23 protein-coding genes are annotated in these 23,782 nt (G+C 73.0%); 17 read left to right on the forward strand and 6 right to left on the reverse strand.

The features are described from left to right. Positions 1–119 precede the first annotated feature (119 nt). Positions 120–848 carry an NUDIX domain-containing protein gene (locus GFD30_RS14110; protein ID WP_153025847.1) on the reverse strand — a complete coding sequence of 243 codons (729 nt, stop codon included), beginning with the start codon at positions 846–848 and terminating at the stop codon, positions 120–122. A 145-nt stretch (positions 849–993) separates the two neighbouring features. Between GFD30_RS14110 and GFD30_RS14115 the strand changes: the two genes are divergently transcribed. From GFD30_RS14115 to GFD30_RS14170, 12 genes are all read left to right on the forward strand, one after another. Then, positions 994–1,734 carry an SDR family oxidoreductase gene (locus GFD30_RS14115; protein ID WP_153025848.1) on the forward strand — a complete coding sequence of 247 codons (741 nt, stop codon included), beginning with the start codon at positions 994–996 and terminating at the stop codon, positions 1,732–1,734. A gap of 12 nt (positions 1,735–1,746) precedes the next feature. Next, positions 1,747–2,331: a TetR/AcrR family transcriptional regulator gene (locus GFD30_RS14120; protein WP_153025849.1), complete on the forward strand. Its 585-nt coding sequence runs from the start codon at positions 1,747–1,749 to the stop codon at positions 2,329–2,331. Positions 2,332–2,335: 4 nt separating this feature from the next. Beyond that, positions 2,336–3,304 (forward strand): NADPH:quinone oxidoreductase family protein, encoded by a 969-nt coding sequence (locus tag GFD30_RS27015; RefSeq protein WP_407649054.1) that lies wholly within the window; start codon positions 2,336–2,338, stop codon positions 3,302–3,304. Next, complete coding sequence (locus tag GFD30_RS27020; RefSeq protein WP_322633239.1) at positions 3,301–4,125, forward strand: SDR family NAD(P)-dependent oxidoreductase; 825 nt, start codon at positions 3,301–3,303, stop codon at positions 4,123–4,125. Before GFD30_RS27015 ends, GFD30_RS27020 begins: the two co-directional genes overlap by 4 nt. Before the next feature lie 116 nt (positions 4,126–4,241). Continuing rightward, the gene (locus tag GFD30_RS14135) at positions 4,242–5,021 is read left to right on the forward strand and encodes an ABC transporter ATP-binding protein (protein WP_153025851.1); all 780 of its coding nucleotides are present in this window, start codon (positions 4,242–4,244) and stop codon (positions 5,019–5,021) included. Then, positions 5,018–5,734: an ABC transporter ATP-binding protein gene (locus GFD30_RS14140; protein WP_153025852.1), complete on the forward strand. Its 717-nt coding sequence runs from the start codon at positions 5,018–5,020 to the stop codon at positions 5,732–5,734. The genes GFD30_RS14135 and GFD30_RS14140 overlap by 4 nt, the downstream gene beginning before the upstream one ends. 433 nt (positions 5,735–6,167) lie before the next feature. Further along, a complete protein-coding gene (locus GFD30_RS14145; RefSeq protein WP_153025853.1) occupies positions 6,168–7,046 on the forward strand; it encodes a branched-chain amino acid ABC transporter permease in 879 nt (292 codons plus the stop codon). Then, positions 7,043–8,056 (forward strand): branched-chain amino acid ABC transporter permease, encoded by a 1,014-nt coding sequence (locus GFD30_RS14150; protein WP_153025854.1) that lies wholly within the window; start codon positions 7,043–7,045, stop codon positions 8,054–8,056. Before GFD30_RS14145 ends, GFD30_RS14150 begins: the two co-directional genes overlap by 4 nt. A 5-nt stretch (positions 8,057–8,061) precedes the next feature. After that, complete coding sequence (locus GFD30_RS14155; RefSeq protein WP_153025855.1) at positions 8,062–9,360, forward strand: ABC transporter substrate-binding protein; 1,299 nt, start codon at positions 8,062–8,064, stop codon at positions 9,358–9,360. Positions 9,361–9,387: 27 nt separating this feature from the next. Beyond that, on the forward strand, positions 9,388–10,437 hold the full coding sequence (locus tag GFD30_RS14160) for a phosphotransferase family protein (RefSeq protein WP_153025856.1): 1,050 nt from the start codon (positions 9,388–9,390) through the stop codon (positions 10,435–10,437). Continuing rightward, positions 10,413–11,654 (forward strand): acyl-CoA dehydrogenase family protein, encoded by a 1,242-nt coding sequence (locus GFD30_RS14165; protein WP_322633240.1) that lies wholly within the window; start codon positions 10,413–10,415, stop codon positions 11,652–11,654. Before GFD30_RS14160 ends, GFD30_RS14165 begins: the two co-directional genes overlap by 25 nt. Further along, positions 11,651–13,243, forward strand: coding sequence for an AMP-binding protein (locus tag GFD30_RS14170; RefSeq protein WP_153025857.1), 1,593 nt, complete (start codon positions 11,651–11,653; stop codon positions 13,241–13,243). The genes GFD30_RS14165 and GFD30_RS14170 overlap by 4 nt, the downstream gene beginning before the upstream one ends. On the opposite strand, the gene GFD30_RS14175 is transcribed toward GFD30_RS14170, so the two are convergent. After that, entirely contained in the window at positions 13,240–13,662 is a 423-nt protein-coding gene (locus tag GFD30_RS14175) for an acyl-CoA thioesterase (RefSeq protein WP_322633241.1), read from the reverse strand. The two genes, GFD30_RS14170 and GFD30_RS14175, sit on opposite strands and share 4 nt — an antisense overlap. Before the next feature lie 31 nt (positions 13,663–13,693). On the opposite strand from GFD30_RS14175, the gene GFD30_RS14180 reads away from it, so the two are divergent. Continuing rightward, a complete protein-coding gene (locus GFD30_RS14180) occupies positions 13,694–14,896 on the forward strand; it encodes an acyl-CoA dehydrogenase family protein (protein WP_153025859.1) in 1,203 nt (400 codons plus the stop codon). A gap of 11 nt (positions 14,897–14,907) precedes the next feature. Then, a complete protein-coding gene (locus GFD30_RS14185) occupies positions 14,908–16,131 on the forward strand; it encodes an acetyl-CoA C-acetyltransferase (RefSeq protein ID WP_153025860.1) in 1,224 nt (407 codons plus the stop codon). Positions 16,132–16,469: 338 nt separating this feature from the next. Here GFD30_RS14185 and GFD30_RS14190 read toward each other — a convergent pair whose 3' ends face one another. The 3 genes from GFD30_RS14190 to GFD30_RS14200 are packed head-to-tail and all read right to left on the reverse strand — an operon-like array spanning position 16,470 to position 18,790. After that, the gene (locus GFD30_RS14190; protein ID WP_153025861.1) at positions 16,470–16,931 is read right to left on the reverse strand and encodes a MaoC family dehydratase; all 462 of its coding nucleotides are present in this window, start codon (positions 16,929–16,931) and stop codon (positions 16,470–16,472) included. Continuing rightward, positions 16,928–17,680, reverse strand: a complete 753-nt coding sequence (gene fabG / locus GFD30_RS14195; protein WP_153025862.1) for a 3-oxoacyl-ACP reductase FabG — start codon at positions 17,678–17,680, stop codon at positions 16,928–16,930. The genes GFD30_RS14190 and fabG overlap by 4 nt, the downstream gene beginning before the upstream one ends. 21 nt (positions 17,681–17,701) lie before the next feature. Continuing rightward, entirely contained in the window at positions 17,702–18,790 is a 1,089-nt protein-coding gene (locus tag GFD30_RS14200) for an alcohol dehydrogenase catalytic domain-containing protein (RefSeq protein WP_322633242.1), read from the reverse strand. Between the two features lie 345 nt (positions 18,791–19,135). Here GFD30_RS14200 and GFD30_RS14205 point away from each other — a divergent pair, with 345 nt between their 5' ends. Both GFD30_RS14205 and GFD30_RS14210 read left to right on the forward strand, forming a co-directional pair. Beyond that, the gene (locus GFD30_RS14205) at positions 19,136–19,771 is read left to right on the forward strand and encodes a TetR/AcrR family transcriptional regulator (RefSeq protein WP_153025863.1); all 636 of its coding nucleotides are present in this window, start codon (positions 19,136–19,138) and stop codon (positions 19,769–19,771) included. Positions 19,772–19,833: 62 nt separating this feature from the next. Beyond that, complete coding sequence (locus GFD30_RS14210) at positions 19,834–22,332, forward strand: MMPL family transporter (protein ID WP_153025864.1); 2,499 nt, start codon at positions 19,834–19,836, stop codon at positions 22,330–22,332. Here GFD30_RS14210 and GFD30_RS14215 read toward each other — a convergent pair. Beyond that, a complete protein-coding gene (locus GFD30_RS14215; RefSeq protein WP_153025865.1) occupies positions 22,329–22,946 on the reverse strand; it encodes a TIGR03086 family metal-binding protein in 618 nt (205 codons plus the stop codon). The genes GFD30_RS14210 and GFD30_RS14215 overlap by 4 nt on opposite strands. Before the next feature lie 115 nt (positions 22,947–23,061). Between GFD30_RS14215 and GFD30_RS14220 the strand changes: the two genes are divergently transcribed. Beyond that, positions 23,062–23,505: a hemerythrin domain-containing protein gene (locus GFD30_RS14220; RefSeq protein ID WP_153025866.1), complete on the forward strand. Its 444-nt coding sequence runs from the start codon at positions 23,062–23,064 to the stop codon at positions 23,503–23,505. Positions 23,506–23,782 lie beyond the last annotated feature (277 nt).

A 23,782-nucleotide genomic window follows, 5' to 3' on the forward strand; every position in this document is an offset into this window, starting at 1 on the left:
AGGCCCCGGACGCCGAGAGCCGCACCGCAGTCCGCGTCGACCTCGGTCGCGGCTCCGGGCCCTGGGCCCGCCGACGCCGGGCCGAGAGCGGGCTGCCGGGCGCGGTCGATCAGGTCGGGTCAATCCGCGGTCGTCGAGACGGCGACGTCCGGTCGTGACGGCGCCTCGCCGAGTCCGGGGCGCGGATCGCGTTCCGCTTTGAACGGCCCTTCCAATGCGGCCCATTGGAGGAGCATCACGGTCTTGGCGTCGGCGATCTCGCCGGTGCGGATCATCTTGAGCGCCTCGGTGAACGGCAGTTCGACCACGGCGATGTCCTCGCCTTCCGCGGCGACGCCGGCGCGGGCGGCGAGTGCCTTCGACCCGTCGTACGGCGCCGCGAAGCAGTGCACGCGCTCGGTGACCGAGCCGGGGCTCATGTACGCGGCGAACACCAGGTGCGGTTCGCCGATGTCGAGCCCGGTCTCCTCGGCGGCCTCGCGCCGGATCGCCGCTTCCGGGGCGTCGCCGTCGAGGAGGCCGGCGGGGACCTCGAGGAGCATGCCGTCGGGGTGCTCGTTCACGTACGCGGGCAGGCGGAACTGCCTGGTGAGGACGACCGTGCCGCGCTCGGCGTCGTAGAGCAGCACGGCCGCGCCGTCGCCGCGGTCGTAGGTCTCGCGCTGCTCGCGGGTCCAGGTCCCGTCGGCGTGCCGGTAGTCGAACGTCGTCTTGCGCAGGACGTACCAGTCGCTGGAGAGCAGTTCGACGTCGACGATGCGCACGTCCGGGTTGCCGGTCAGGTCGCGGCCCTGCCGGTCGAGCCCGGTGCGGCCGCGCCGGTCCGGGGTGTCGAGCCCTGCGGTCATCCCTGCCTCCAGTTTCGATAATGTGCGAGTTTGTTCGAATGTGATGGTATCGCGTGGCGTGTTCCCGGAGTGCCCGCGAGCGTTTACTGGTGGCGCGCGCCATGCTAGGCTCCGACACATACCGACCAGACGGTTTGGAGATCGCATGCAGAGGTTCGAGGGCAGCGTCGCCCTGATCACCGGCGCCAGCAGGGGCATCGGCTTCGCCATCGCCCGGCGCCTCGTCAGCGAAGGGGCGAACGTGGTCGTCACCGGCCGCGACAAGAAGGCGCTCGACGAGGCCGTCACCGAGCTCGGCGAGGACCGCGCCTCCGGCGTCGCGGGGAAGGCCGACGACCGCGAGCACCAGGCGGCCGCCGTCGCGCACGCCGTCGAGCGGTTCGGCGGGCTCGACCACCTCGTCAACAACGCCGGCATCAACCCCGCGTACGGCCCCCTCGCCGGCATCGACCTCGACGCGGCCCGCAAGATCCTCGAGGTCAACGTGATCGCCGCGCTCGCGTGGACCCGCGAGGCCCTCGCCGCCGGCCGGCTCAAGTCGGTCGTCAACATGGCCTCGATCGCCGGGACCGCCGCCAGCCCCGGCATCGGGTTCTACGGGATCTCCAAGGCCGCCTTGATCAACCAGACCGAGCAGCTCGCCGAGGAACTCGCGCCCGCGGTGCGGGTCAACGCGCTGGCCCCGGCGGTCGTCAAGTCCCGCTTCTCGAAGGCGCTCTACGAGGGCCGCGAGACCGAGGCCGCGGCCGCGTACCCGCTTGCGCGCCTGGGGGAGCCCGACGACGTGGCCGGGCCGGCCGCGTTCCTGCTCTCCGACGACGCCGCCTGGGTCACCGGTCAGACGATCCTCGTGGACGGCGGCGCCGGCGCCCGCCGCACCTGGTGAAGGATGGGAGCCATGAAGACCAAGAACGTCGCCGACGAGGTGCTCCGCGCCGCCCTCGAACTGTTCGCCGAGCAGGGGTACGCCAACACCAGCGTCCAGCAGATCGTGCAGGCCGCCGGCGTCACCAAGGGCGCGATGTACCACTACTTCACCTCGAAGGACGACCTGCTCTTCGCGATCTACGAGCGGATGCTGTCGCTGCAGAAGCGCCGCCTCGACGAGATCATGGCCGCCGGCGGCGACACCGAGTCGGTGCTGCGGGCGGTCTGCGAGGACGTGGTCGTCACCTCGATCGACTTCCTGCCCGAAGGCACCGTGTTCTTCCGCAGCCAGCACATGCTCACCCCGGAGCGGCAGGCGGAGGTCAAGCGCCGCAGGCGCGAGTACCACGACAAGTTCGCCGAGCTGATCGTCCGCGGGCAGGAGGAGAAGCTGTTCCGCGATGACGTGCCCGTGTCCGTCCTCATCGCCCACTTCTTCTCCGACATCCACTACCTGCCGCACTGGTACTCGCACGAAGGTCCCGAGAACGAGGCCGAGCTGGCCGCGCAGATCACCGAGCTGTTCCTGCGGAGCCTGAGGAGGAACGGTGGCTGACACCATGCGCGCGTGGCGCGTCACGGCATACGGCGAGCCGGCGGAGGTGATGTCGCTCGACGAGGTGCCCGTGCCCGAGCCGGGACCCGGCGAGGTGCTCATCCGCAACCGGGCCGTGGCGGTGAACTTCCCGGACGTGCTGCTCGCCCGCGGGACCTACCAGGAGCGGCCGCCGCTGCCGTTCACGCCCGGCATCGAACTGTGCGGCGAGGTCGTCGCGCTCGGCGCCGGCGTCGACCGGATCCCATTGGGGCGGCGGGTGGTCGCGACCGCGATCGGCGTCATGGCCGAGTACGCGGCCGTCCCGGCCGCATCCGTCCACGATGCACCCGACGCATTGGACGACGCGGCCGCCTCGGCGTTCCTCATCGCATACCAGACCGCCTGGTTCGGGCTCCACCAGCGGGCCGCGCTCCAGGACGGCGAGACGCTCCTCGTCCACGCCGCCGCGGGCGGGGTCGGCACGGCCGCATGCCAGCTCGGCGCGGCCGCCGGCGCGACCGTGGTCGGCGTCGTCGGCAGCGAGGCGAAGGTCCCGGTGGCCGAGGCCGCCGGCGCCGCGCGCGTGCTGCTGCGCGGCGACGAGTGGATCGGCGCGGTCAAAGCCGCCGGAGGAGCGGACGTCGTCTTCGACCCGGTGGGCGGCGACGCGTTCGAAGGCGCCGCGAAGGTGATCAACTTCGAGGGCCGCATCATCGTGGTCGGCTTCGCCTCGGGCGAGATCCAGCGGGTGCGCGCCGACCTCGCCCTGGTCAAGAACTACAGCGTCCTCGGCCTCCACTGGGCCCTGTACCAGCGCAAGCGGCCCGACCTCGTGGCCGAGGCGCACGCCGCGCTGACCCGGCTCGCGGACGCGGGCGCCGTACGCCCGGTCGTCGCGGAGACCGTGCCCTTCGCGGATGCGTCGCAGGCGGTCCAGCGACTCGCCGGCGGCGGCACCGTCGGGAGGCTGGTCGTGGCGGTGGGGGAGTGACCGGCCTGGCCGGGCGCGTCGCCATCGTGACCGGCGGCGCGCGCGGCATCGGCGAGGCGTACGTGCGCGCCCTGCACGCCGAAGGCGCGCACGTGGTCGTCGCCGACGTCCTTGCGGAGCAGGGGAAGGCGCTGGCCGACGAACTGAACGCCGCCGCTTCCGGTGCTGTGCCGCCTCACCGCCCCGGCGCTGCGGGCGGCGGTGCGATCGGGGCGCCGACCGGTCGCGGCCCGGCCGGCGGGCGTGCCCGCTTCTGCGAGCTCGACGTCACCGACGAGGCCGCCTGGGATCGGGTGGTCGCCGAGACGCTGGAGGCGTTCGGCGCAGTCGACGTGCTGGTCAACAATGCGGGGATCGCGAACGCCGCGCCGATCGAGCACTTCACGCTCGCGAAGTGGAACGCGGTCGTGGCCGTGAACCTCACCGGGACCTTCCTCGGCTGCCGTGCCGTCGTCCCGGCGATGAAGGCCGCCGGGCGCGGATCGATCGTGAACGTGTCCTCAGTGGAAGGACTGCGCGGCAGCGAGCGCCTCCACGGCTACACCGCGACGAAGTTCGGCGTCCGAGGGCTCACGAAGTCCCTCGCCGTCGAGCTCGGACCCGACGGCATCCGGGTCAACTCGATCCACCCCGGCTTCATCGCGACCGACATGACCACCCGCATCGACCCGTCCCGGCTCCAGATCCCGCTCGGCCGCCCCGGCGCGCCCGCGGACCTCGCCGGAGCCGTCGTCTTCCTCGCCGGGGACGCCTCGGCCTACCTCACCGGGACCGAGATCGTGGTCGACGGCGGGATGACCGTCGGCATACCCCACTCCTGAGCAGCCGCAACACAGGCAACATATCGAAATGGATTCACTGTCCTCAGCACATACCGTCCGGTCGGTATCTGCGGTATGGTGGCTCTACTCCGACACGAAGAGGTGCGAGTACGACGATGAACACCCCTCCCCCTCCCCGACTCTCGGTCAGCGGCCTGGAAGTCGCCTTCGGCGGCCTCACCGCCCTGAACGGCGTCTCCTTCGACGTCGCCGACGGCGAGACCGTCGCCCTCATCGGCCCCAACGGCGCCGGCAAGACCACCGTCTTCAACGCCGTCTGCGGACTCGTCAAGCCCCGCAGCGGCACCGTCCGCATCGCCGGCCGGCCCGCCCCCGCCCGGGCCACCGGCCTCCTCAAAGCCGGCGTCGCCCGGACCCTCCAAGGGCTCGGGCTCTTCGCGCACATGACCGTCCTCGAGAACGTGCTCGTCCCGCTCACCGCCCTCCGCCACCCCGACCCGGCGGCCAAGGCCCGCAGCACCCTCGACGCGCTCGACCTCGCGGACCTCGCCGGCCGGCCCGCCGGGACCCTGCCCTACCCCGAGCGCAAACGCGTCGCCCTCGCCCGCGCCCTCGCCACCGACCCGAGACTGCTCCTCCTCGACGAACCCGCCGGCGGCCTCGGCGCCGCCGACATCGACGCGCTCGCCGAGACGGTGCGCCGCATCGCCGACGCCGGCTGCGCCGTCCTCCTCGTGGAGCACCACGTCGACTTCGTCATGGACGTCGCCGACCGGATCGTGGTGCTCGACTTCGGCGAGGTCATCGCCGCCGGCACCCCCGACGCGGTGCGGCGCGACCCGGCCGTCGAAGCCGCCTACCTCGGACTCGAGGCGGTCGGCGCGGAGGCGGCGACCGCGCCCGCACCGCAGGACGCGGAAGGCGGCACCGCATGAGCGCCTTCGCCTTCCAGGACCTGACCGTCGGCTACGGCGACGGCGCCCCCGTGATCGACGGGCTCGGTCTCGACGTGGCCGAAGGCGCGGTCGTCGCGCTCCTCGGCGCGAACGGCGCCGGGAAGACCACGCTGCTGCGGGCCCTCGCCGGACTCGAACGCGTCCGCGGCGGCCGCATCCTCCTCGGCGGCCGCGACCTCACCGGCATGTCCGCCGAAGACCGCGTCCGGTGCGGGCTGTCGCTCGTGCCCGAAGGACGCAGCGTCGTCGTCGAACTCACCGTCGACGAGAACCTGCGCCTGGGCGGCCTGTGGCGGCACAAGCCGAAGGCCCGCAAGGCCGCCGTCGAAGCGATGTACGACCTGTTCCCGGCCCTCGACCGGCGCCGCCGCGCGGCCGGCCACACCCTCTCGGGCGGGGAGCGCCAGATGCTCGCGCTGGCCCGGGCGCTCCTCGCCCGCCCCGAGGTGCTGCTCCTGGACGAGCCCTCGCTCGGCTTGGCGCCCAAGGCGACCGCCCAGCTCCTCGGCGTGCTCCGGGAGACCGCCGCGCGCACCGGCCTCACGGTGCTCCTCGCCGAGCAGAACGTCACCGGCGCCCTGTCGGTGGCCCAGCGCGGCGTCGTGCTCTCCCTCGGCGCGGTCGTCGCCGACCGCCCCGCGGCAGAACTCGCCGCCGACCCCGCCCTCCGCCACGCCTACCTGGGGTTCTGATGGATCGACACCAAGACTTCCGCCCGCCCGTCCGCAACCGGCGCGGTACGGGGGCGCGCCTGCGCTTCCGCATCGCCTGCACGCCTGACCCGCTGCGGACCGGCGCGGCGGTGCCCGCCGCACGCGCTCACGGGCCGGAGCCGCTGTCGCGTCCGCTCGCCGCGTGCGATCCGGTTGCGCCGCCGCCGGTTTCACCCTCGCATGCTGCGACTGTCGGCGCTCGACGCGGTTCGAGAGCGCCGATGCGCCGCCGCGCGGCACTGAGCGGACTGAAGGCGACGTCGTGGCCGCTCGTCGCGGGCGTTTCAGTTCAGCCCCAGATGCCGCCGCCGCCGCGCCCCGCACCCGCCCGCGCCCGGCGCAGCCCGGCAGCGCTCATGCGCGGCTTCCATACAGCCGCAACGGTGCTCGGCCGAGGCTCGGAGGGGTGCTGATGGACCGGTTCGTGTTCCTCTTCGCCGCCGGGCTCGCCCGCGGGGCCGTGCTCGCGCTGTTCGCGCTGTCGCTCGTGATCGTCTGGCGCACCGCCAGAGTCGTGAACTTCGCGCAGGCCGCGATGGCCGCCGCCGCCGTCTACGCGGCGTTCGCGGTCACCGCCGCGACCGGCTCCTACTGGGCCGGGCTGCTCACCGGGCTCGCCGCCGGGGCGCTGCTCGGTGCGGCCGCCGAGCGCGGGCTCATGCGGCGCCTGCCGGCGCACGCGCCGCTGCCGGGGATCATCGTCGCGATCGGGCTCGTCATGGTCCTCCAGGCCGGGCTCGCGATCGCGTTCGGCCCCGAGCACCGGCCGATGCGCCCGCCGTTCTCGGAGCGGCCCTTCATCATCGGCGGCGTCCCGGTGCTCTCCCCGAACGACCTGTTCACGCTCGCGGCCGCCGCCGCGGTCATGGCCGCGCTCGCGCTGCTGTTCAACCGGACCTCGCTCGGCCTCCAGCTCCGGGCCGCCGCGTTCGCCCCCGAGACCGCCCGGCTCCTCGGGGTCCGCGTGCCGCGCATGGTCACCCTCGGCTGGGCCCTGTCCGTCGCCGCCGCGTCCCTCGCCGCGCTGCTCCTGGTGCCCACCGAACTCGGGCTCAACCCGCACGCGGTCGACCTCCTGTTCGTGAACGCGTTCGCCGTCGCCGTCATCGGCGGCCTCGACTCGCCCGCCGGGGCGCTCCTCGCCGGGATCGGCGTCGGCCTCCTGGTCAGCCTCGTCACCGGGTACGTGTCGGCGTCGGCGGCCCCGCTCGCGGTGCTCGCGCTCATGACCCTCGTCCTGCTGGTCCGCCCCGGCGGCCTGCTCGCCCCGAAGGAGGCCAGGACCGCATGAGCACCCCCTTGCGCGCCTTGATCATCACCGTCCTCGCGATCGGCGGGACGTTCGGGCTCGACCCGTTCCGCAACTACCAGCTCGCCACCGCCGCCGCGTGCTTCGCGGCCGTCGCCGGGCTCACCGTCCTGGTCGGACTGACCGGGCAGCTCTCGCTCGGCCACGCCGTCCTCATGGCCGCCGGCGGGTACGGCTTCGCGTACGCCGCCTCGGCGGTCGAGGGGCCGTGGCCGCTCGCGCTGGCCGCGGGGCTCGCCGCCGCGGCGGCCGTCTCGGGGCTGCTGGGTCTGCTGCTCGGTGCGGCCGCGGCCCGGCTGCGCGGCCCGTACCTCGCGGGGCTCACCCTCGCGCTCGTCATCGCCCTGCCGGCGGCGGTGAACACGCTGCCGCTCGGCGGCGACCAGGGCGCCCGCGCCCCGTTTTTCCCGGTGCCCGAGGCGCTGTCGGCGCTCATCGCGGTCGAGCAGTGGCACGCGTGGCTCGCGATCGCCGTCGCCGCGGTCGCGGTGACCCCGCTCGTGATGCTCCGCGCCGGGCGGGCCGGGCTGCGGATGCGCGCGGTCCTGGACGACGAGACCGCCTCCCGTCTGTCCGGTGTAGACCCTGGCGTGGTGAAGGCCGGCGCGTTCGCCGCCAGCGCCGTCCCGGCCGGGCTCGGCGGTGCGGTCCTGGCCATCGCGACCCAGCAGGTGACGCCCGGCGGGTACGGTCTGGCGTTCTCGCTGCTCCTCGTGGTCGCGGCCGTCGCCGGCGGGCTCGGCAGCATCGGCGGCGCGGCGATCGGGTCCGTCCTGGTGACCGTGCTGCCGTGGTTCATCGATGAGCTCGTGGCCGCTGCGCCCGCCGAGTTCGGGCAGCGCCTCGACGGGAATCTGGCCGTGCTGCTGTTCGGCGCCGGCCTCATCGCCTTGACCACCGCCTGGCCGGGCGGCGCCGCGCGACTGCTCGACCGGCTCCGCGCCGCCCGGCCCCTCCGCTTCGCTACCCCTTCAACGACCACAGAGAGGTGATCGGAATGCGAACTCCCAGACCGTTCAAGAGCGGGACCTTCAAGAACGCGCCCTTCAAGAGCGCGGCCGCGATGGCCGCGGCGGCGGCCCTCGGCCTCGCCGCGTGCAGCACCCCCGGTGGCGGCGGCGAGTCCGTCCCGGGCGTCACCGACGACACCGTCACGATCGGCACGCACCAGCCGCTGACCGGCCCGGCCGCGGCCGGGTACTCGACGATCTCGGCCGCGACGGCCGCGTACTTCGAGTACGTGAACGCCAACGGCGGCATCAACGGCCGCGAGATCGAGTACGTCGTCAAGGACGACGCGTACGACCCGGCCGCGACCCAGACCGTCGTGCGCGAACTGGTGACCGAGGAGAACGTGTTCGCGATCGTCAACGGCCTCGGCACCCCGACCCACTCGTCGGTCCTCGACTACCTCGACCAGCAGGGCGTGCCGGACCTGTTCGTGTCCTCGGGGTCGCTGACGTGGAACCAGCCGAACGTCTACGACAACACGTTCGCGTTCAACGCCGACTACGCGACCGAGGGCGCGGCCCTCGCGCAGTACGCGGTCGACCAGGACGCGGACGCGGTGATCTGCGTCCTCGGCCAGGACGACGACTACGGCGAGGGCATCATCGAGGGCGTCGAGACCGTGGTGGGCTCCAACGAGATCGCCGAGGTGCAGCGCTACTCGGTGTCCGCGGAGGACCTGACCGCGCAGATCGGCGCGATGAGCGCCGCCGGGTGCGAGGTGAACGTCCTCGGCACCATCAACGGCTTCACCGCGATGGCGGTGGGCACCGCGGCCCAGATGGAGTGGTTCCCGAAGTGGTACGTCTCGTCGTCGGGCGCGGACTACCCGACGCTCGCGGGCTACCTCGGCGAGGACCTCGCCCCGGCGCTGCTGCAGGGCATGGTGAGCGTCAACTACCTGCCGTTCAGTCCCGACGGCGAATGGGTCGCCCTGTTCGAGGAGATCAACGCCGAGTACAACGACGGCGCCCCGTTCACCGGGAACACGGTGTTCGGCATGAGCGTCGGCTACCTGTTCGCGGAGGCCCTCGCCAAGGCCGGCGACGACCCGACCCGCGAGTCGCTCGTGGAGGCGGTCGAGTCCGGTGAGCTGGTGGGCAACGGGATCGTGCCGCTGTCGTTCAGCGAGGACGACCACGCGGCCTACCGGGCCGTCGGGGTCACGGTCGTGGACGGGGGCGTCCAGGACTACGTCGGCACCACCTATGAAGTGTCCGCGGGCCAGGTGGCCGCGGTCGAACCGAGCCCCGTTCCGCTGGAGAACGAGGGCATCCCGGGCGCCTAGCCCGCATCACCGAGGAGAAGGAGACCGATGACCGACGTGGACGTGCCGGGGCTGGACGCGGCCGGGCTCGCCCGATGGCTGGCCCGGGAGCACCCCGACCTGGCCGGGGAGGGCCCGCTGCGGGCCGCGCTCATCGACGGCGGCCGCTCGAACCTGACGTACCGCATCGACGGCGCGAAGGCGCCGCTGGTGCTGCGCCGGCCGCCGCTGGGGCACGCCCTGCCGACCGCGCACGACATGCGGCGCGAGCACCGGGTGATCTCGGCGCTCAAGGGCACCGTACCAGTCCCGGCCACAGTGGACGTCGTGGACGACACGGAGGCCGGGGAGGTCACCGGCACCGTCTTCTTCGTCATGGAGCACGTCGACGGCCAGGTCCTGGACCACCCGGACCGCAACGCGGACTGGACGCCCGCCGGACTCCACCGCCTCGGCATCGAGGTCGCCGAGATCCTCGCCGACCTGCACGCCGCCGAGCCCGAACCGCTCGGGCTCGGCGGCTTCGGCCGGCCCGACGGGTACCTCGCCCGGCAGATGCGGACCTGGCGGCGCCAGCTCGACGCGTCCCGGTCCCGCGAGACCCCGGCCCTCGACGCGCTCGGCGGGCGCCTCGCCGCCGCCGTCCCCGCCTCGGGCCGGTCGGGGATCGTCCACGGCGACTACCGGCTCGACAACATGCTCGTCGCCGGGCCGCCCGCCGCGCCGCGCGTCGCCGCGGTCCTCGACTGGGAGATGGCCACCCTCGGCGACCCGCTCGTGGACCTCGGGATGCTCGGCATGTACTGGCACATCAGGGAACTGCCCGGCGGCGAGCGGGCGGCCGGACCGATCGTCCCCGGCGCCGGCTACCCCGGGTTCGACGAGGTCGCCGACGCCTACGCCCACCGCGCCGGGACGCCCGTCCCGGACCTGCGCTGGTACCGGGCCTTCGCCTGCTACAAGCTCGCCGTCATCCTCGAAGGCGTCCACTACCGGTACACCAGGGGGCAGACCGTCGGCGAGGGATTCGATGCGATCGGCGCGCTCGTCGCGCCCCTGGCCGAGGAGGGCCTGTGGATTTCCGACCGGACGAGATGACCCGCGCATTCGCCGACGAGGCCCGCGCGTTCCTCGACGAGCACGTGCTCCCCGCCGAGCCCGTCCTCGCCAAGCAGATCGCCGACACCCCCGGCGACTGGCGGGTGCGGCCCGTCGTGCGCGACCTCCAGGAGACCGCCCGCGACCGCGGCCTGTGGAACCTGTTCCTGCCGCCCGGCCCCCACGGGCTCGGCGGCGGCCTCTCCAACCTGCGGTACGCGCCCGTCGCCGAACTCACCGGCCGCAGCCCCCGGCTCGCCCCGGCCGCCATGAACTGCGCCGCCCCCGACACCGGCAACATGGAGCTCCTCGCCCACTTCGGCACCCCCGAGCAGCAGGAGACCTGGCTCGAACCGCTCCTGGACGCCCGCATCCGCTCCGCGTTCTGCATGACCGAGCCCGGCACCGCCTCCTCCGACGCCTCCCAGATCGGCACCCGCATCCACAAGGACGGGAGCGAATGGGTCGTCAACGGCACCAAGTGGTTCGCCACCGGCGCGATGAACCCCGACTGCACGCTCCTGATCGTCATGGGCAAGACCGACCCGAACGGGCCCCGCCACCGGCAGCAGTCCATGGTCCTCGTCCCGCGCGAGACGCCCGGCGTCACCGTCGTCCGGCCGCTCACCGTGCTCGGCTACGACGACCGCGACCACGGCGGCCACGCCGAGATCCGCTTCGACGACGTCCGCGTCCCCGCCGCGAACCTCCTCGGCGGCGCCGGCGACGGCTTCGCCATCGCGCAGGCCCGCCTCGGACCCGGCCGCATCCACCACTGCATGCGCGCCCTCGGCATGGCCGAACGCGCGCTCGACCTCGTCCGCGTCAGAGCCGCCGAGCGCGTCGCCTTCGGCGGGCCGCTCGCCCGCCAGGGCGTCGTCCGCGCCTGGGCCGCCGACGCCCGCGTCGAGATCGAGGCCCTGCGGCTCCTCGTCCTCAAGACCGCCTGGCTCATGGACACCGCCGGGAACCGCGCGGCCATGAAGGAGATCCAGGCGATCAAGGTCGCCGTCCCCCGCGCGGTCCAGCGCATCCTCGACCACGCCATCCAGCTGTTCGGCGCCGCGGGCCTCACCGAGGACCACCCGCTCGCCGAGATGTTCGCCGCCGCCCGGGCCCTGCGCCTCGCCGACGGCCCCGACGAAGTGCATGTCGCCGCCCTCGGCAAAGCCGAACTGGCGGTACCGTCATCCGAATTGGAAGGAGTCGTGCAATGACGCACCGCCCCGGCTCGACCGACCCCGCGATCGACGGCCCCGGCCACGGGACCCTCTCCATCGCGGCCATCCTCGCCGACACCGCCCGCCGCACACCGGACGCCCCGGCCCTGCACTTCATGGGCCGCACCACCGCCTACGGCGAACTGTGGGACCAGACCCGCGCCTACGCCGGGGCGCTCGCCGCCCGCGGCATCGGCCGCGGCTCGCGCGTCGCCATGATCGTCCCCAACGTCCCCGACTTCCCCCGCGTCTACTACGCGGCGCTGGCCCTCGGCGCCGTGGTCGTCCCGATCCACCTGCTGTTCAAGGCCGACGAGATCGCGTTCGTCCTCGAGGACTCCGGCGCCGACCTGCTCGTGGCGGCCGCGCCGCTCCTGGCCGAGGCCGCCCCGGCCGCGGCCCGGACGGGCACCCCCCTCACGACGGTCCTCGCGCCCGAGGGCCTGGAGGTAGGCGGCGCGCCCGTGCCGAGGCTCGAAGCCGAAGCGGCGCAGGCCGAACCGATCGAGCGGTACGCGTCGGTGAACCCGCTCGACGCCGCCACGGTCCTGTACACCTCGGGCACCACCGGGACCCCGAAAGGCGCGGTCGGCTCGCACCTGGCGATGATCGAGCAGGTCCACGTCTCGCTCATCGACTCGTTCCCGCTGCTGCGCGAGGACGTGGTGTACGGCGGGCTGCCGTTCTTCCACTCCTTCGGGCAGATGGCGGTGCTCAACATCGCGTTCCGGCGCGGGGCGTCGATCATCCTGCTGCCGAAGTTCGACCCCGACGAGGCGCTGGCGCTCCTCGTCCGGCACGGCGGGACCGTGTTCACCGCGGTGCCCACGAACTACGCCGGCATGGTCGAGGCCGCGAAGCGCACCGCCGAGCGGCCGCCGCTGCGGTACGCCGTCTCCGGCGGCGCGGCCCTGCCGGTGGCGCTCCTGGAGGCGTTCGAGGAGGCGTACGGCGCGCAGGTCCACGAAGGGTACGGGCTCACCGAGACCGCGCCGTCGTGCACGTTCAACATGGTCGGCGAGCCGATCCGGCCCGGGACCGTCGGCACCCCGATCTGGGGCGTCGACGTCGCCGTGGCCGACCCCGACGTCGAGGACCGGATCGTCCTCCTGGGAACCGACGTGCTCGGCGAGATCGTGGTGCGCGGCCACAACCTCATGAAGGGCTACCTCGGCCGGCCCGACGCCACCGCCGAGGCCGTCGTGGACGGCTGGTTCCGCACCGGCGACCTCGGGACCGTCGGCGCCGACGGCGTGGTCCGCATCGTCGACCGCAAGAAGGACATGATCATCCGCAACGGCTACAACGTGTACCCGACCGAGGTCGAGGCCGTCCTCGCCCGCCACCCGCACGTCTCCATCGCCGCCGTGTTCGGCGTCCCCCACGACACGCACGGCCAGGAGGTCCACGCCGCGGTGGTCCCGGCCCAGGGAGCGAGCGTCGACGCGGCCGAAGTCGTCGCGTACATGAAGGAGAAGGTCGCCGCGTTCAAGTACCCTCGGGTCGTGCACGTGGTCGACGAGCTCCCGCTCGGGGCGAGCGGGAAGGTCCTCAAGCGCGAACTGGTGAAGCAGTTCGCGCCCTAGACGGCCTCGCCGATCCGCAGCTCCGCCTCGACGGCGGCGCGGACCGGCGCGGGCACCGGCACCGGGCGGCGCCCGGCGCGGTCCACGAACACGTGCGTGAACCGCCCCAGCGCGAGCGGCGCGGCCCGGCCGGGCCCGCCCTCGCGCAGGATCGCCAGGTCCCACGTGATCGAGGTGGTCCCGAGGCGGGCCACCGCGATGTCCACTTCCAGGACCTCCGGGAACGAGGCGGGCGCCAGGAACTCGCACGACGAGGCCCGGGCCAGCCCGATCACGTCCCCGGCCGGGTCCAGGCCGGCGCGGCGCATCATCCAGGTGTTCACCGCCGAGTCCATCGCCTCGTAGTACACGGTGTTGTTCATATGGCCGTACTGGTCGTTGTCGTTCCAGCGCAGCGGGAACGGATGGCGGTTCGTCACGGTCGTCTCTCCTTCGACGGCAGGGGGTCCCATGCATCCTAATCACAAACCGACCGGTCGGTCCAACCGGCTGGAGTCCGACTTCTACTCGTTCCAAGACCTGCTCACCCCCGTCGAGCAGGACGCCGCACTCCGCATCCGCGACTTCATGGAACGCGAGGTCCGGCCCATCGCCGACGACTACTGGGAACGCGCCGAGTTCCCCTACCACCTCATCCCCGGCATCGCCGAGACCGGCGTCATCGGCACCATGTGGCCCGAATCCGCGCGCTTCCCCAACAGCGCCCTCTTCCGCGGCTGGGCCGCCCTCGAACTCGCCCGCGTCGACGCCTCCTTCGCCACCTTCGTCGGCGTCACCTCCGGCCTCGCCATGGGCGCCATCGGCGTCGGCGGCACCGACGCCCAGCGCGCCGAATGGCTCCCGCCCATGGGCCGCGGCGAGATCATCGGCGCGTTCGGCCTCACCGAGCCCCTCGCCGGCTCCGACACCGCCCGCGGCCTGCGCACCACCGCCGCCCGCACCGGCGACACCTGGGTCCTCAACGGCGCCAAACGCTGGATCGGCAACGCCACCTTCGCCGACGTCACCGTCATCCTCGCCAAGGACACCGCCGACGACCAGGTCAAAGCCTTCCTCGTCCGCAAGGACGCGCCCGGGTTCACCGCCACCAAGATGGAACGCAAGCAGTCCCTGCGCGGCGTCCAGAACGCCGACATCACCCTCGAGGACGTCGAAGTCCCCGAGACCGACCGCCTCCAGCGCATCGACTCGTTCAAAGACCTCGCCGGCGTCCTCGGCCCCACCCGCGTCGGCGTCGCCTGGGAGGCCATGGGCATCGCCGCCGGCGCCTACGAGGCCGCCCTCCGGTACGCCGGCGAACGCGAGCAGTTCGGCAGGCCCATCGCCAAGTTCCAGCTCGTCCAGCAGAAACTCGCCGACTCCGTCGCCGACCTCACCGCCGGCATCGCCGTCTGCGTCCGCGCCTCCCAACTCGAAGAGGCCGGCACCCGCGGCGACGCCCAGGCCTCCATGGCCAAGGCGTTCTGCACCGCCCGCATGCGAGCGGTCGTCGCCCGCTGCCGCGAGATCCTCGGCGGCAACGGCATCCTCCTCGACCGCGGCGTCGCCCGCTTCTTCGCCGACGCCGAGGCCGTCTACTCGTACGAAGGCACCCGCGACATGAACACCCTGATCGTCGGCCGGGCGATCACCGGACACCAGGCATTCGTGTGAAAGGAACCGACATGACCGAGGCCTACGTCATCGCCACCGCGCGCTCCCCGATCGGCCGCGCCCGCAAGGGGTCCCTCAAGGACGCCCGCGCCGACGACCTCGCCGCCCAGATGATCCGCGCCGCCGTCGACAAGGTCCCCGGGCTCGACCCCGACCGCATCGACGACCTCCTCCTCGGCTGCGGCATGCCCGGCGGCCGGCAGGGCATGAACATGGCGCGCATCGTCGCCGTCATGCTCGGCTGGGACACCGTCCCCGGCGCCACCGTCACCCGCTACTGCTCCTCCAGCCTCCAGACCACCCGCATGGCCTTCCACGCCATCAAGGCCGGCGAAGGCGACCTGTTCGTCTCCGCCGGCGTCGAATCGGTCTCCGGCATGGACATCGGCTCCAGCGACGCCATCCCCGGCGCCGACCTCGAGAACCCCGTCTTCGCCGACGCCGTCTCCCGCACCTCGAAACGCGCCGGCGGCGCCGACCCCGGCTGGACCGACCCGCGCGAGGACGGCCTCCTGCCCGACCCGTACATCGCCATGGGCCAGACCGCCGAGAACGTCGCCGCCCTGCGCGGCATCACCCGCGACGAGCAGGACGCCTACGCCGCCCGCAGCCAGCAGCGCGCCGAACGCGCCATCGCCGAAGGCTTCTGGGCCAAGGACATCACGCCCGTCACCCTCGCGGACGGCACCATCGTCACCGCCGACGACGGCCCCCGCCCCGGCACCACCGCCGCGGCGCTCGCCGGCCTCGACCCCGTGTTCCGTCCGAACGGGACGGTCACCGCCGGGAACGCGTGCCCCCTCAACGACGGCGCCGCCGCCGTCGTCGTCGCCTCCGACCGCCTCGTCGCCGAACTCGGCCTGGACCCGATCGCGAGGATCGTCTCGACCGGCGTCAGCGGGCTCTCCCCGGAGATCATGGGCCTCGGCCCGGTCGAGGCGTCCCGGCGCGCACTCGCGCTGGCGGGCATGGAGATCGGCGACATGGACCTGGTGGAGATCAACGAGGCGTTCGCGGCCCAGGTGATCCCGTCCGCGCGGGACCTCGGGGTCGACGAGGACCGGTTGAACGTCAAGGGCGGCGCGATCGCGGTCGGGCACCCGTTCGGGATGACCGGGGCGCGGATCACGTCGACGCTGCTGAACGCCTTGGAGGACACCGGCGGGCGGTACGGCCTGGAGGCGATGTGCGTCGGCGGCGGGCAGGGCATGGCGATGGTGCTCGAACGGCTCTGATCCTGGGGCGGCGCCGATCGAGCGGGGACTGATCCCCCGAGGGCACTGCTCCGCAGGCGGCATCGATCCGTGGGGCGCCGTTCCGCGGGCGGCAACCGCTCCTGCGCACGGCCTCGTTCCGAGGGGGCAGTGTTCCGCGATGCGGCGTTGACTCGCGGGCGGTGCGGTGTTGATCCGCGAGGCGCTGTTCCCGCGGGCGGCGTGGACTCGCACGGTGCCGGTGCGCGGACGGCGCTGATCCTCGGACCGCGCCGACCGTGAACGGCGCCGATCCGACGACGGCTTGATTCCACACGAAAGCGGCGCGGACCCAGAAGGTCCGCGCCGCTTCGGTGTTCCTACTCGGGGACGTAGAGGGTGATGGTCCGGGCGACGAGCGCGGGCTTCGCGCCGCCTTCGATCTCCACGGTCACGTCGTATCCGGCGCGCACGCCGCGGGCGGTCTCCTCGACCGACGCGAGTTCGACGGCCGCCCGGACGCGGGCGCCGGCGGGGACGGGCTGGAGGAACCGGAGCCGGTCGAGCCCGTAGTTGACGGACATGGCGAGCCCGCCGATCGCGATGAGCCCCTCCAGGAGCCGGGGGAGGAGCGACAGGGTGAGGTAGCCGTGGGCGATCGGCCCGCCGAAGGGACCGGCGGCGGCGCGCTCGGGGTCGGTGTGGATCCACTGGTGGTCGCCGGTGGCGTCGGCGAACGCGTCGATGCGGTCCTGGTCGACCGCGAACCAGTCGCCGGTCGCCCTGGCGCCCAGGGCGTCCCCGAGGTCCGCGGGGGAGGCGGCGGTGATCGGGCCGGTCATGCCTTCGGCCCTCCCGCGACGTACAGGACCTGGCCGGAGACGAACCCCGCGTCCTCGGAGCAGAAGTAGGCGACCGCGGCGGCGACGTCCTCGGGCTTGCCGACGCGGCCGACCGGGGTCTCCTTGGCGGCGTGGGCGAGGAAGTCCTCGAAGGGGACACCGATGCGCTCGGCGGTGGCCCGCGTCATGTCGGTCTCGATGAACCCGGGCGCGACGGCGTTCGCGGTGATCCCGAACTTGCCGAGTTCGATCGCGAGGGTCTTGGTGAGCCCCTGCATGCCGGCCTTCGCGGCGGCGTAGTTGGCCTGGCCGCGGTTGCCGAGCGCGGAAGTGCTGGAGAGGTTGACGATCCGGCCCCAGCCCGCGTCCACCATGGACGACTGGACGGCGCGGCTCATGAGGAAGGCGCCGCGCAGGTGGACGGCGAGGACCGCGTCCCAGTCGTCGGCGCTCATCTTGAACAGCAGGTTGTCGCGGAGGATCCCGGCGTTGTTGACGAGGATCTGGGGCGGGCCGAGCTCGGCGGTCACGCGCTCGACGGCGGCCGCGGCGGCGGCCTCGTCGGCGACGTCGGCGCCGACGCCGATCGCCTTGCCGCCCTGGGCGTTGATGGCGTCGGCGGTGGCGCGGGCCTGCTCCTCGGCGAGGTCGAGGACGGCGACGGCGTGCCCGTCCGCGGCGAGGCGGCGGGCCGTGGCGGCCCCGATGCCGCGCGCGGCGCCGGTGACGATGGCGGTCCTTGCGGTCATTGGCTGGGTTCCCTTCGAAGGTCAGAACACGATGAGCTGGCGCAGTGCCTCGCCGGCGGCGAGGCGGTCGAGGGCGGCCGGGAGGCCGTCGAGGCCGATCCTGTCGGAGACGAGCCGGTCGAGCGGGAGCCGCCCGGCGCGCCAGAGTCCGGCGTAGCGGGGGACGTCGTCGCCGGGGACGGCAGAACCGAGGTAGGAGCCGACGACCGTGCGGGCCTCGGCGGTCAGCAGCAGCGGCGACACCGCGGCGCGCGCGTCGGGGTGCGGCAGGCCGACGGTGACGGTGGTGCCGCCGGGCGCGGTGAGCGCGAACGCGGTCTCGAACGCCCCGGCCGACCCGGCCGCCTCGACCACCACGGGGGCGCGGAGGCCGGCGGCCTCGCCGGGAGTGCGGGCCTCGGCGCCGAGCGAACGCGCGAGGTCGAGCTTAGCCGGGACGGTGTCGACGCCGACCACCTTGTGGCCCAGCGCCTGCGCGACGAGGAGTGCGGCCATGCCGACGCCGCCGAGACCGACGACGGCCACCGTCTCGCCCTCGTTCGGCCTGCCCGCGTTGACGACCGCGCCGCCGCCGGTGAGCACCGCGCATCCGAGGAGCGCGGCGATCTCGGGCGGCACGTCGTCCTCGACCGGCACCACCGAGCGCTCGGAGACCACCGCGTGCGTCGCGAACGCGCTGACGCCGAGGTGGTGGGCGACCGGCGTACCGCCGCGGCTGATCCTGACGGCGCCGCCGACGAGGGTCCCGGCGGCGTTCGCGGCGCTGCCGACCTCGCAGGGGAGCCGCCCGTGCGTCCCGCACGCCGCGCATTCCCCGCAGCGCGGCAGGAACGTCAGGACCACGCGGCGCCCGACTGCGGTCGCGGTGCCGGGCCCGGCCGCTTCGACGATGCCGGCGGCCTCGTGGCCCAGGAGCATCGGGACCGGCCGGACCCGGCTGCCGTCGACGACCGAGAGGTCCGAGTGGCACAGCCCCGCGGCCTCGACGCGGACGAGCAGCTCGCCCGGGCCGGGCCCGTCAAGGTCCAAGGGCCCCACGGTGATCGGCCTCGACTCGGCGTACGGCGCGGGCGCCCCGCACCGCTCGAGTACGGCTCCGGTGATCTCCACGCCGACCTCCTCGTCGTCAGGTTCCGCTCAGCATACCGACTGGACGGTTTGCGGTGCTACCCCGGCGCGCGGCAGTTTGAACTCGAGCGGGGAGGTCGCGGTCCGCGCGTCGCCCGAGCCGGATGCGTGTCGATCCCGGGCGGTCGCGTCTCGAACCCTGGCGGCCGCGTTTCGAGACGGCCGGCCCGACCCGCCTCGGTGGATATTCGACCCGACCGGCCCGGGCTCCGGCAGAACCGCACCGCGAACCTCGCCTGCGGCTGTTGGGACACCAGCGGCGCAGTCGCTGTGGGAATTCGCACAATAAGATGCACTGAGTGCATCGTTGCATCTAGTGTAAGCGACATGCCCGCCACCACCGGACCCGTCGACCGCCGCGCGGCCCTCAAAGCCAAGAGCCGCCAAGCGATCCTCGACGCCGCCGCGAGCCTCATGGAGCGGCGGCGCACCACCGACTTCTCCGTCGACGAACTCGCCGCCGCCGCCGACGTCTCCCGGCGCACCGTCTTCAACCACTTCGCCGGACTCGAAGACGTCATCACCGAAGTCGCCGGGCAGATGCTCACCGACGTCGTCGACCGCATGTCCGCCCAGGCCGCCGACACTGAGCGCGAACCCGACACCGTCCTCGCCGACCTCGTCGCCACCTCCTCCGGCGAGCAGCTCGTCCCGGTCGTCGTCGAACTCTTCGACATCCTCGGCGGCGGCGACGGCCCCCAGCCGGGCAACCGCGAAGCCTTCCTCATGCAGCGCGCGTTCAACCTCTTCACCGAACGCATGACCGCCGCCATGACCCGCCGCCACCCCGAGACCGACCCCCTCGCCGTCCGGCTCCTCGTCGCCGCCTTCTGCGGCGGCCTCCTCGGATTCGTCCACCTCTGGATCGAGGAGACCGGCGCCGTCGACACCCCCGACTCCCGACGGGCCTGGGACCGGCTCGTCGCCAGCGTCACCGAAGTCCTGCGAGAACCGGGCGCCTGAGCGCCGAACACCCGAAGCACATCCGAGACCGCCGACCAGACCGCCGATCCAGGAGACCGACCATGGCCGAATTCCTCTACCGCGTCGGGCGCTGGTGCGCCCGCCGCGCCAAGACCGTCATCGCCGCATGGGCAATCGTCCTCGCGGCCGCCGCCACCGCGTACGTCCTCTTCGGAGGCGCCTTCGCCACCACCCTCTCCATCCCCGGCACCCCCACCGAAGAGGTCACCGACCACCTCGCCGAGGCCCTCCCCGAAGCCTCCGGCGGCACCGGCAGCATCGTCCTCGCCACCGACGACGGCGCGCCCTTCACCGACGAGCAGAAGAGCGCCGTCTCCGCCCTGATCGCCGAAGCGGCCGACGTCGACGGCGTCGCCGCCGTCGTCGACCCCTTCGCCACCGAAGCCCAGCGCGCCGAACAGCAGGCCCAGATCGACGAAGGCCGCACCCAGGTCGCCGCCGGGCTCGCGCAGGCCGACCAGGGCCGCACCGAGATCCAGGCCGCCCGCGACGACCTCGCCGCGTCCCAGGCCGAACTCGACGCCGCCCGCGAACAGGCCGGCGACTCCGCCGAACTCGACGCCCAGCAGGCCGCACTCGACGCCGCCGCAGCCGAACTCGACGCCCAGGAAGCCGAGATCGAAGCCGGCGCAGCCGAACTCGAAGCCCAGGCGCTCACCCTCGAACAAGGCGCCACCCTCCTCGAACTCGCCGCCGACGCCGGCGTCGTCTCCTCCGACGGCAGCGCCGCCATCGTCACCGTCTCCTTCACCGAGACCCAGATGGAGGTCACCCCCGAGACCAAGGAAGCCGTCACCGCCGTCTTCGAGGACTCCCCAGTGGACGGCGTCGAGGTCGACTACTCCTCCGAGATGCAGGACGCCGTCCCCGCCATCGCGGGGGTCAGCGAAGTCATCGGCCTCGTCGTCGCCGGCATCGTCCTCGTCCTCATGCTCGGCACCTTCCTCGGCGCCGTCCTGCCTCTCGCCACCGCCCTCGTCGCGGTCGGCATCGGCGCCCTCGCCAGCATGTCCCTGTCCGGCTCCGTCGAGATGACCTCGGTGACCCCGATCCTCGGCCTCATGCTCGGCCTCGCCGTCGGCATCGACTACTCCCTCTTCATCGTCAACCGCCACCGCCGCCAGCTCAAGGACGGCTACGACGTCGACGAATCGATCGCGCTCGCGACCGGCACCTCCGGCAACGCGGTCGTCTTCGCCGGCGCCACCGTCCTGATCGCCCTGGTGGCGTTGAACATCACCGGCATCCCGTTCCTCGGCCTCATGGGCTCGATCGGCGCGTTCTGCATCGCGGTCGCGGTACTCGTCGCCATCACGTTCATCCCCGCGCTGCTGCGCCTCGCCGGCCTGCGGATCCTCTCCAAGCGCGAGCGGGCCGCCCGCGAGACGCACGATGCGGCCGAGCGCAAGCCCGACGCGAAGCCGATGCACACCGGCCGCGCCGTCCTACGCGTCCTCGTCGGCCTCGGCGCCCTCGTGGCCGTCGCCCTCCCCGCGATGGACCTGCGCCTCAACCTCCCCGACGGCTCCTCCGAACAGCACGACACCACTCAGTACCAGGCGTACGCGACCATCGCCGAGCGCTTCGGCGAAGGCCAGAACGGCTCACTCCTCGTCGTCGCGGACCTCGCCGAGGCCCCCGACGAGGCCGGCTCGCTCGCCGCTCAGGTCGCGGTCGCCGAAGCCGTCGCCGGCGAAGACGACGTCGTCGCCGTGGCGCCCATCGGCACCTCGGAGGACGGCAGGACCATGGCGTTCCAGGTCATCCCCGAGGAAGGCCCCACCAGCGAGTCCACACAGGAACTCGTCCACGACCTGCGCGGCCTCACCGTCGACGGCGTCGAGGACATCGGCGTCGCCGGCTCGGCCAGCGGCAACATCGACATCTCCGAGATCCTCGCCGACGCGCTCCCCGTCTACCTCGCCGTCGTCGTGGGCCTGTCGCTGATCATCCTCATCCTGGTGTTCCGCTCGATCCTCGTGCCGGTGCTCGCGACGCTCGGGTTCATCCTCAGCTACTTCGCGGCCCTCGGCGGCGTCGTCGCGATCTACCAGTGGGGCTGGCTCGCCGACGTCTTCGGCGTCGACACGCCCGGACCGATCCTGAACTTCCTGCCGACGCTCCTGGTCGGCATCCTGTTCGGCCTCGCCATGGACTACATGCTGTTCATCGGCTCGGGCATGCGCGAGGCGTACGCGCACGGCGCCCCCGCGCGCCAGTCCGTGGTCCTCGGCGTCCGCGCCGGCCGCTCGGTGGTCACGGCCGCCGCGATCATCATGATGGCGGTCTTCGGCGGGTTCGTGTTCTCCCACTCGACGATGATCCGGCCCATCGGCTTCGCGCTCGCCTTCGGCGTGCTCGTGGACGCGTTCCTGGTCCGGATGCTCATCATCCCCGCGCTCATGCACCTGGTGGGGGACAAGGCGTGGTGGCTGCCGAAGTGGCTCGACCGCATCCTCCCCGACGTCGACGTCGAGGGCGCCGCCCTCGAACGGCGACACCCGCACGTGGAGCAGCGGCCCGAGAAGGTCGAAGCCTAATCGGGAAGGGCCCCTTCGCCTCCGGGCGAGGGGGCCTTCCAGTTCGGGTCCCGTCCGAGCACCGCGAGTATCCGGTCCATCGGCCCGGAGTCCGCCGCGGCCATCACGGCGGGGGCGAACGGCGCATAGGGCCCGGTCCTGGCGGGGCCGGTGAGCGGCACCTCGAACGCCAGCGTTTCGGCGGCGGTCAGGACCTCGACGCTGAACACGGGAGGCCGCCCGATGGAGACCCCGACGTCCCACGAGTGCACCACGTAGTCGATGAAGTGGAACCCCAATGCGGTCCCCCCTGGCACCTTCAGCTCCTGGTCGGCCCCGGCGAGCAGGGACCAGTCCCTGCCCAGCGCGCCATCGGCGGCGAACGCCTCCACCACCTCGGCTGCGGATTCCGCGAACGCCTGCGGAGTGGAGGGGACCTCCGCCCAGGTCCGCAGCTCGAACGCATCGCCCCGGGCAGCGGCGGCGAACCCGTGGTTCTGCGCCGTCATGTGGGCGAGCAGCCGGCCGAGGTCCCAGCCGGCGCAGGGCGTGGGCAGGTCGAAGCGCTCGATCTGGTCGACCAGGTCCACGGCGGTGGCCATGGCCGTGCGGTGGAAGGCGAGGAGTCCGTTCATGATCGGGATCATAGGCTCCCCGCGCCCGGCCCGATAAGATGCCGGTCGGCCTCCGCCCCGGCGGGCGGGACGCCGAGTCCTTAAGGAGTCCAAGATAAGTTCCGAGACCGACCGCCTGGTCGCGTTCAGCACCCAGCTTCGCAGTGTCCACCAACGCCTCCGCCAGGCCCTCGACCTGGCCCGCCGCTCGATCGACGGCGAGTTCGAGGAGGTGGGACAAGACCTCCTCGTCTACTGCCGCGGCTTCTGCGCCGCCCTGAGCGGCCACCACCAGAGCGAGGACCGCGGCCTCTTCCCGGAGATCACCGCGGCCCACCCCGAGCTCGCACCGGTGGTCGCGAACCTCGTCCGCGACCACAACATGCTCGAACACCTCCTCGGCGGCTTCGCGGCCGCCATCGACGCGGGCGCCGACGACGAGACCCTCCACCGCCACCTCGACGGTATCGGCGCGGTCATGGAGACCCACTTCGGCTACGAGGAGCGCCAACTCCTCACCGTCCTCGACACACTGGCCCTCGAAGGGGACCCTAGAACGCTTCTGGGGGACCTCGCCTAGACGGCGAACGAGTGTCTAAGCCGACCCCAGAACGCTCCTGGGAACCCTTCGCCTAGCCGGCGAGCGGGTGTCCGGATGCGCGAGCGGCCCGCGCGGCTGCGTGCGCGGCTTGGTCGCTTCTCTCAGGCGGGTCTCCATTCGGCGTGTGGTGCATGCGGGTCGGTCGATGGTGAATGTGGTTTCGCTCAGCGGGTCTTGGTTCTTGCGGGCGGCCGGCCTCGTCAGGTCGGCCGCCCGCGCATGCTCCGCGCGGAGCGTTCGGACCGGCGGGGACCGC

Origin of the sequence: Glycomyces albidus (assembly GCF_009451885.1) — a bacterium.
Classification (GTDB): domain Bacteria; phylum Actinomycetota; class Actinomycetes; order Mycobacteriales; family Micromonosporaceae; genus Glycomyces; species Glycomyces albidus.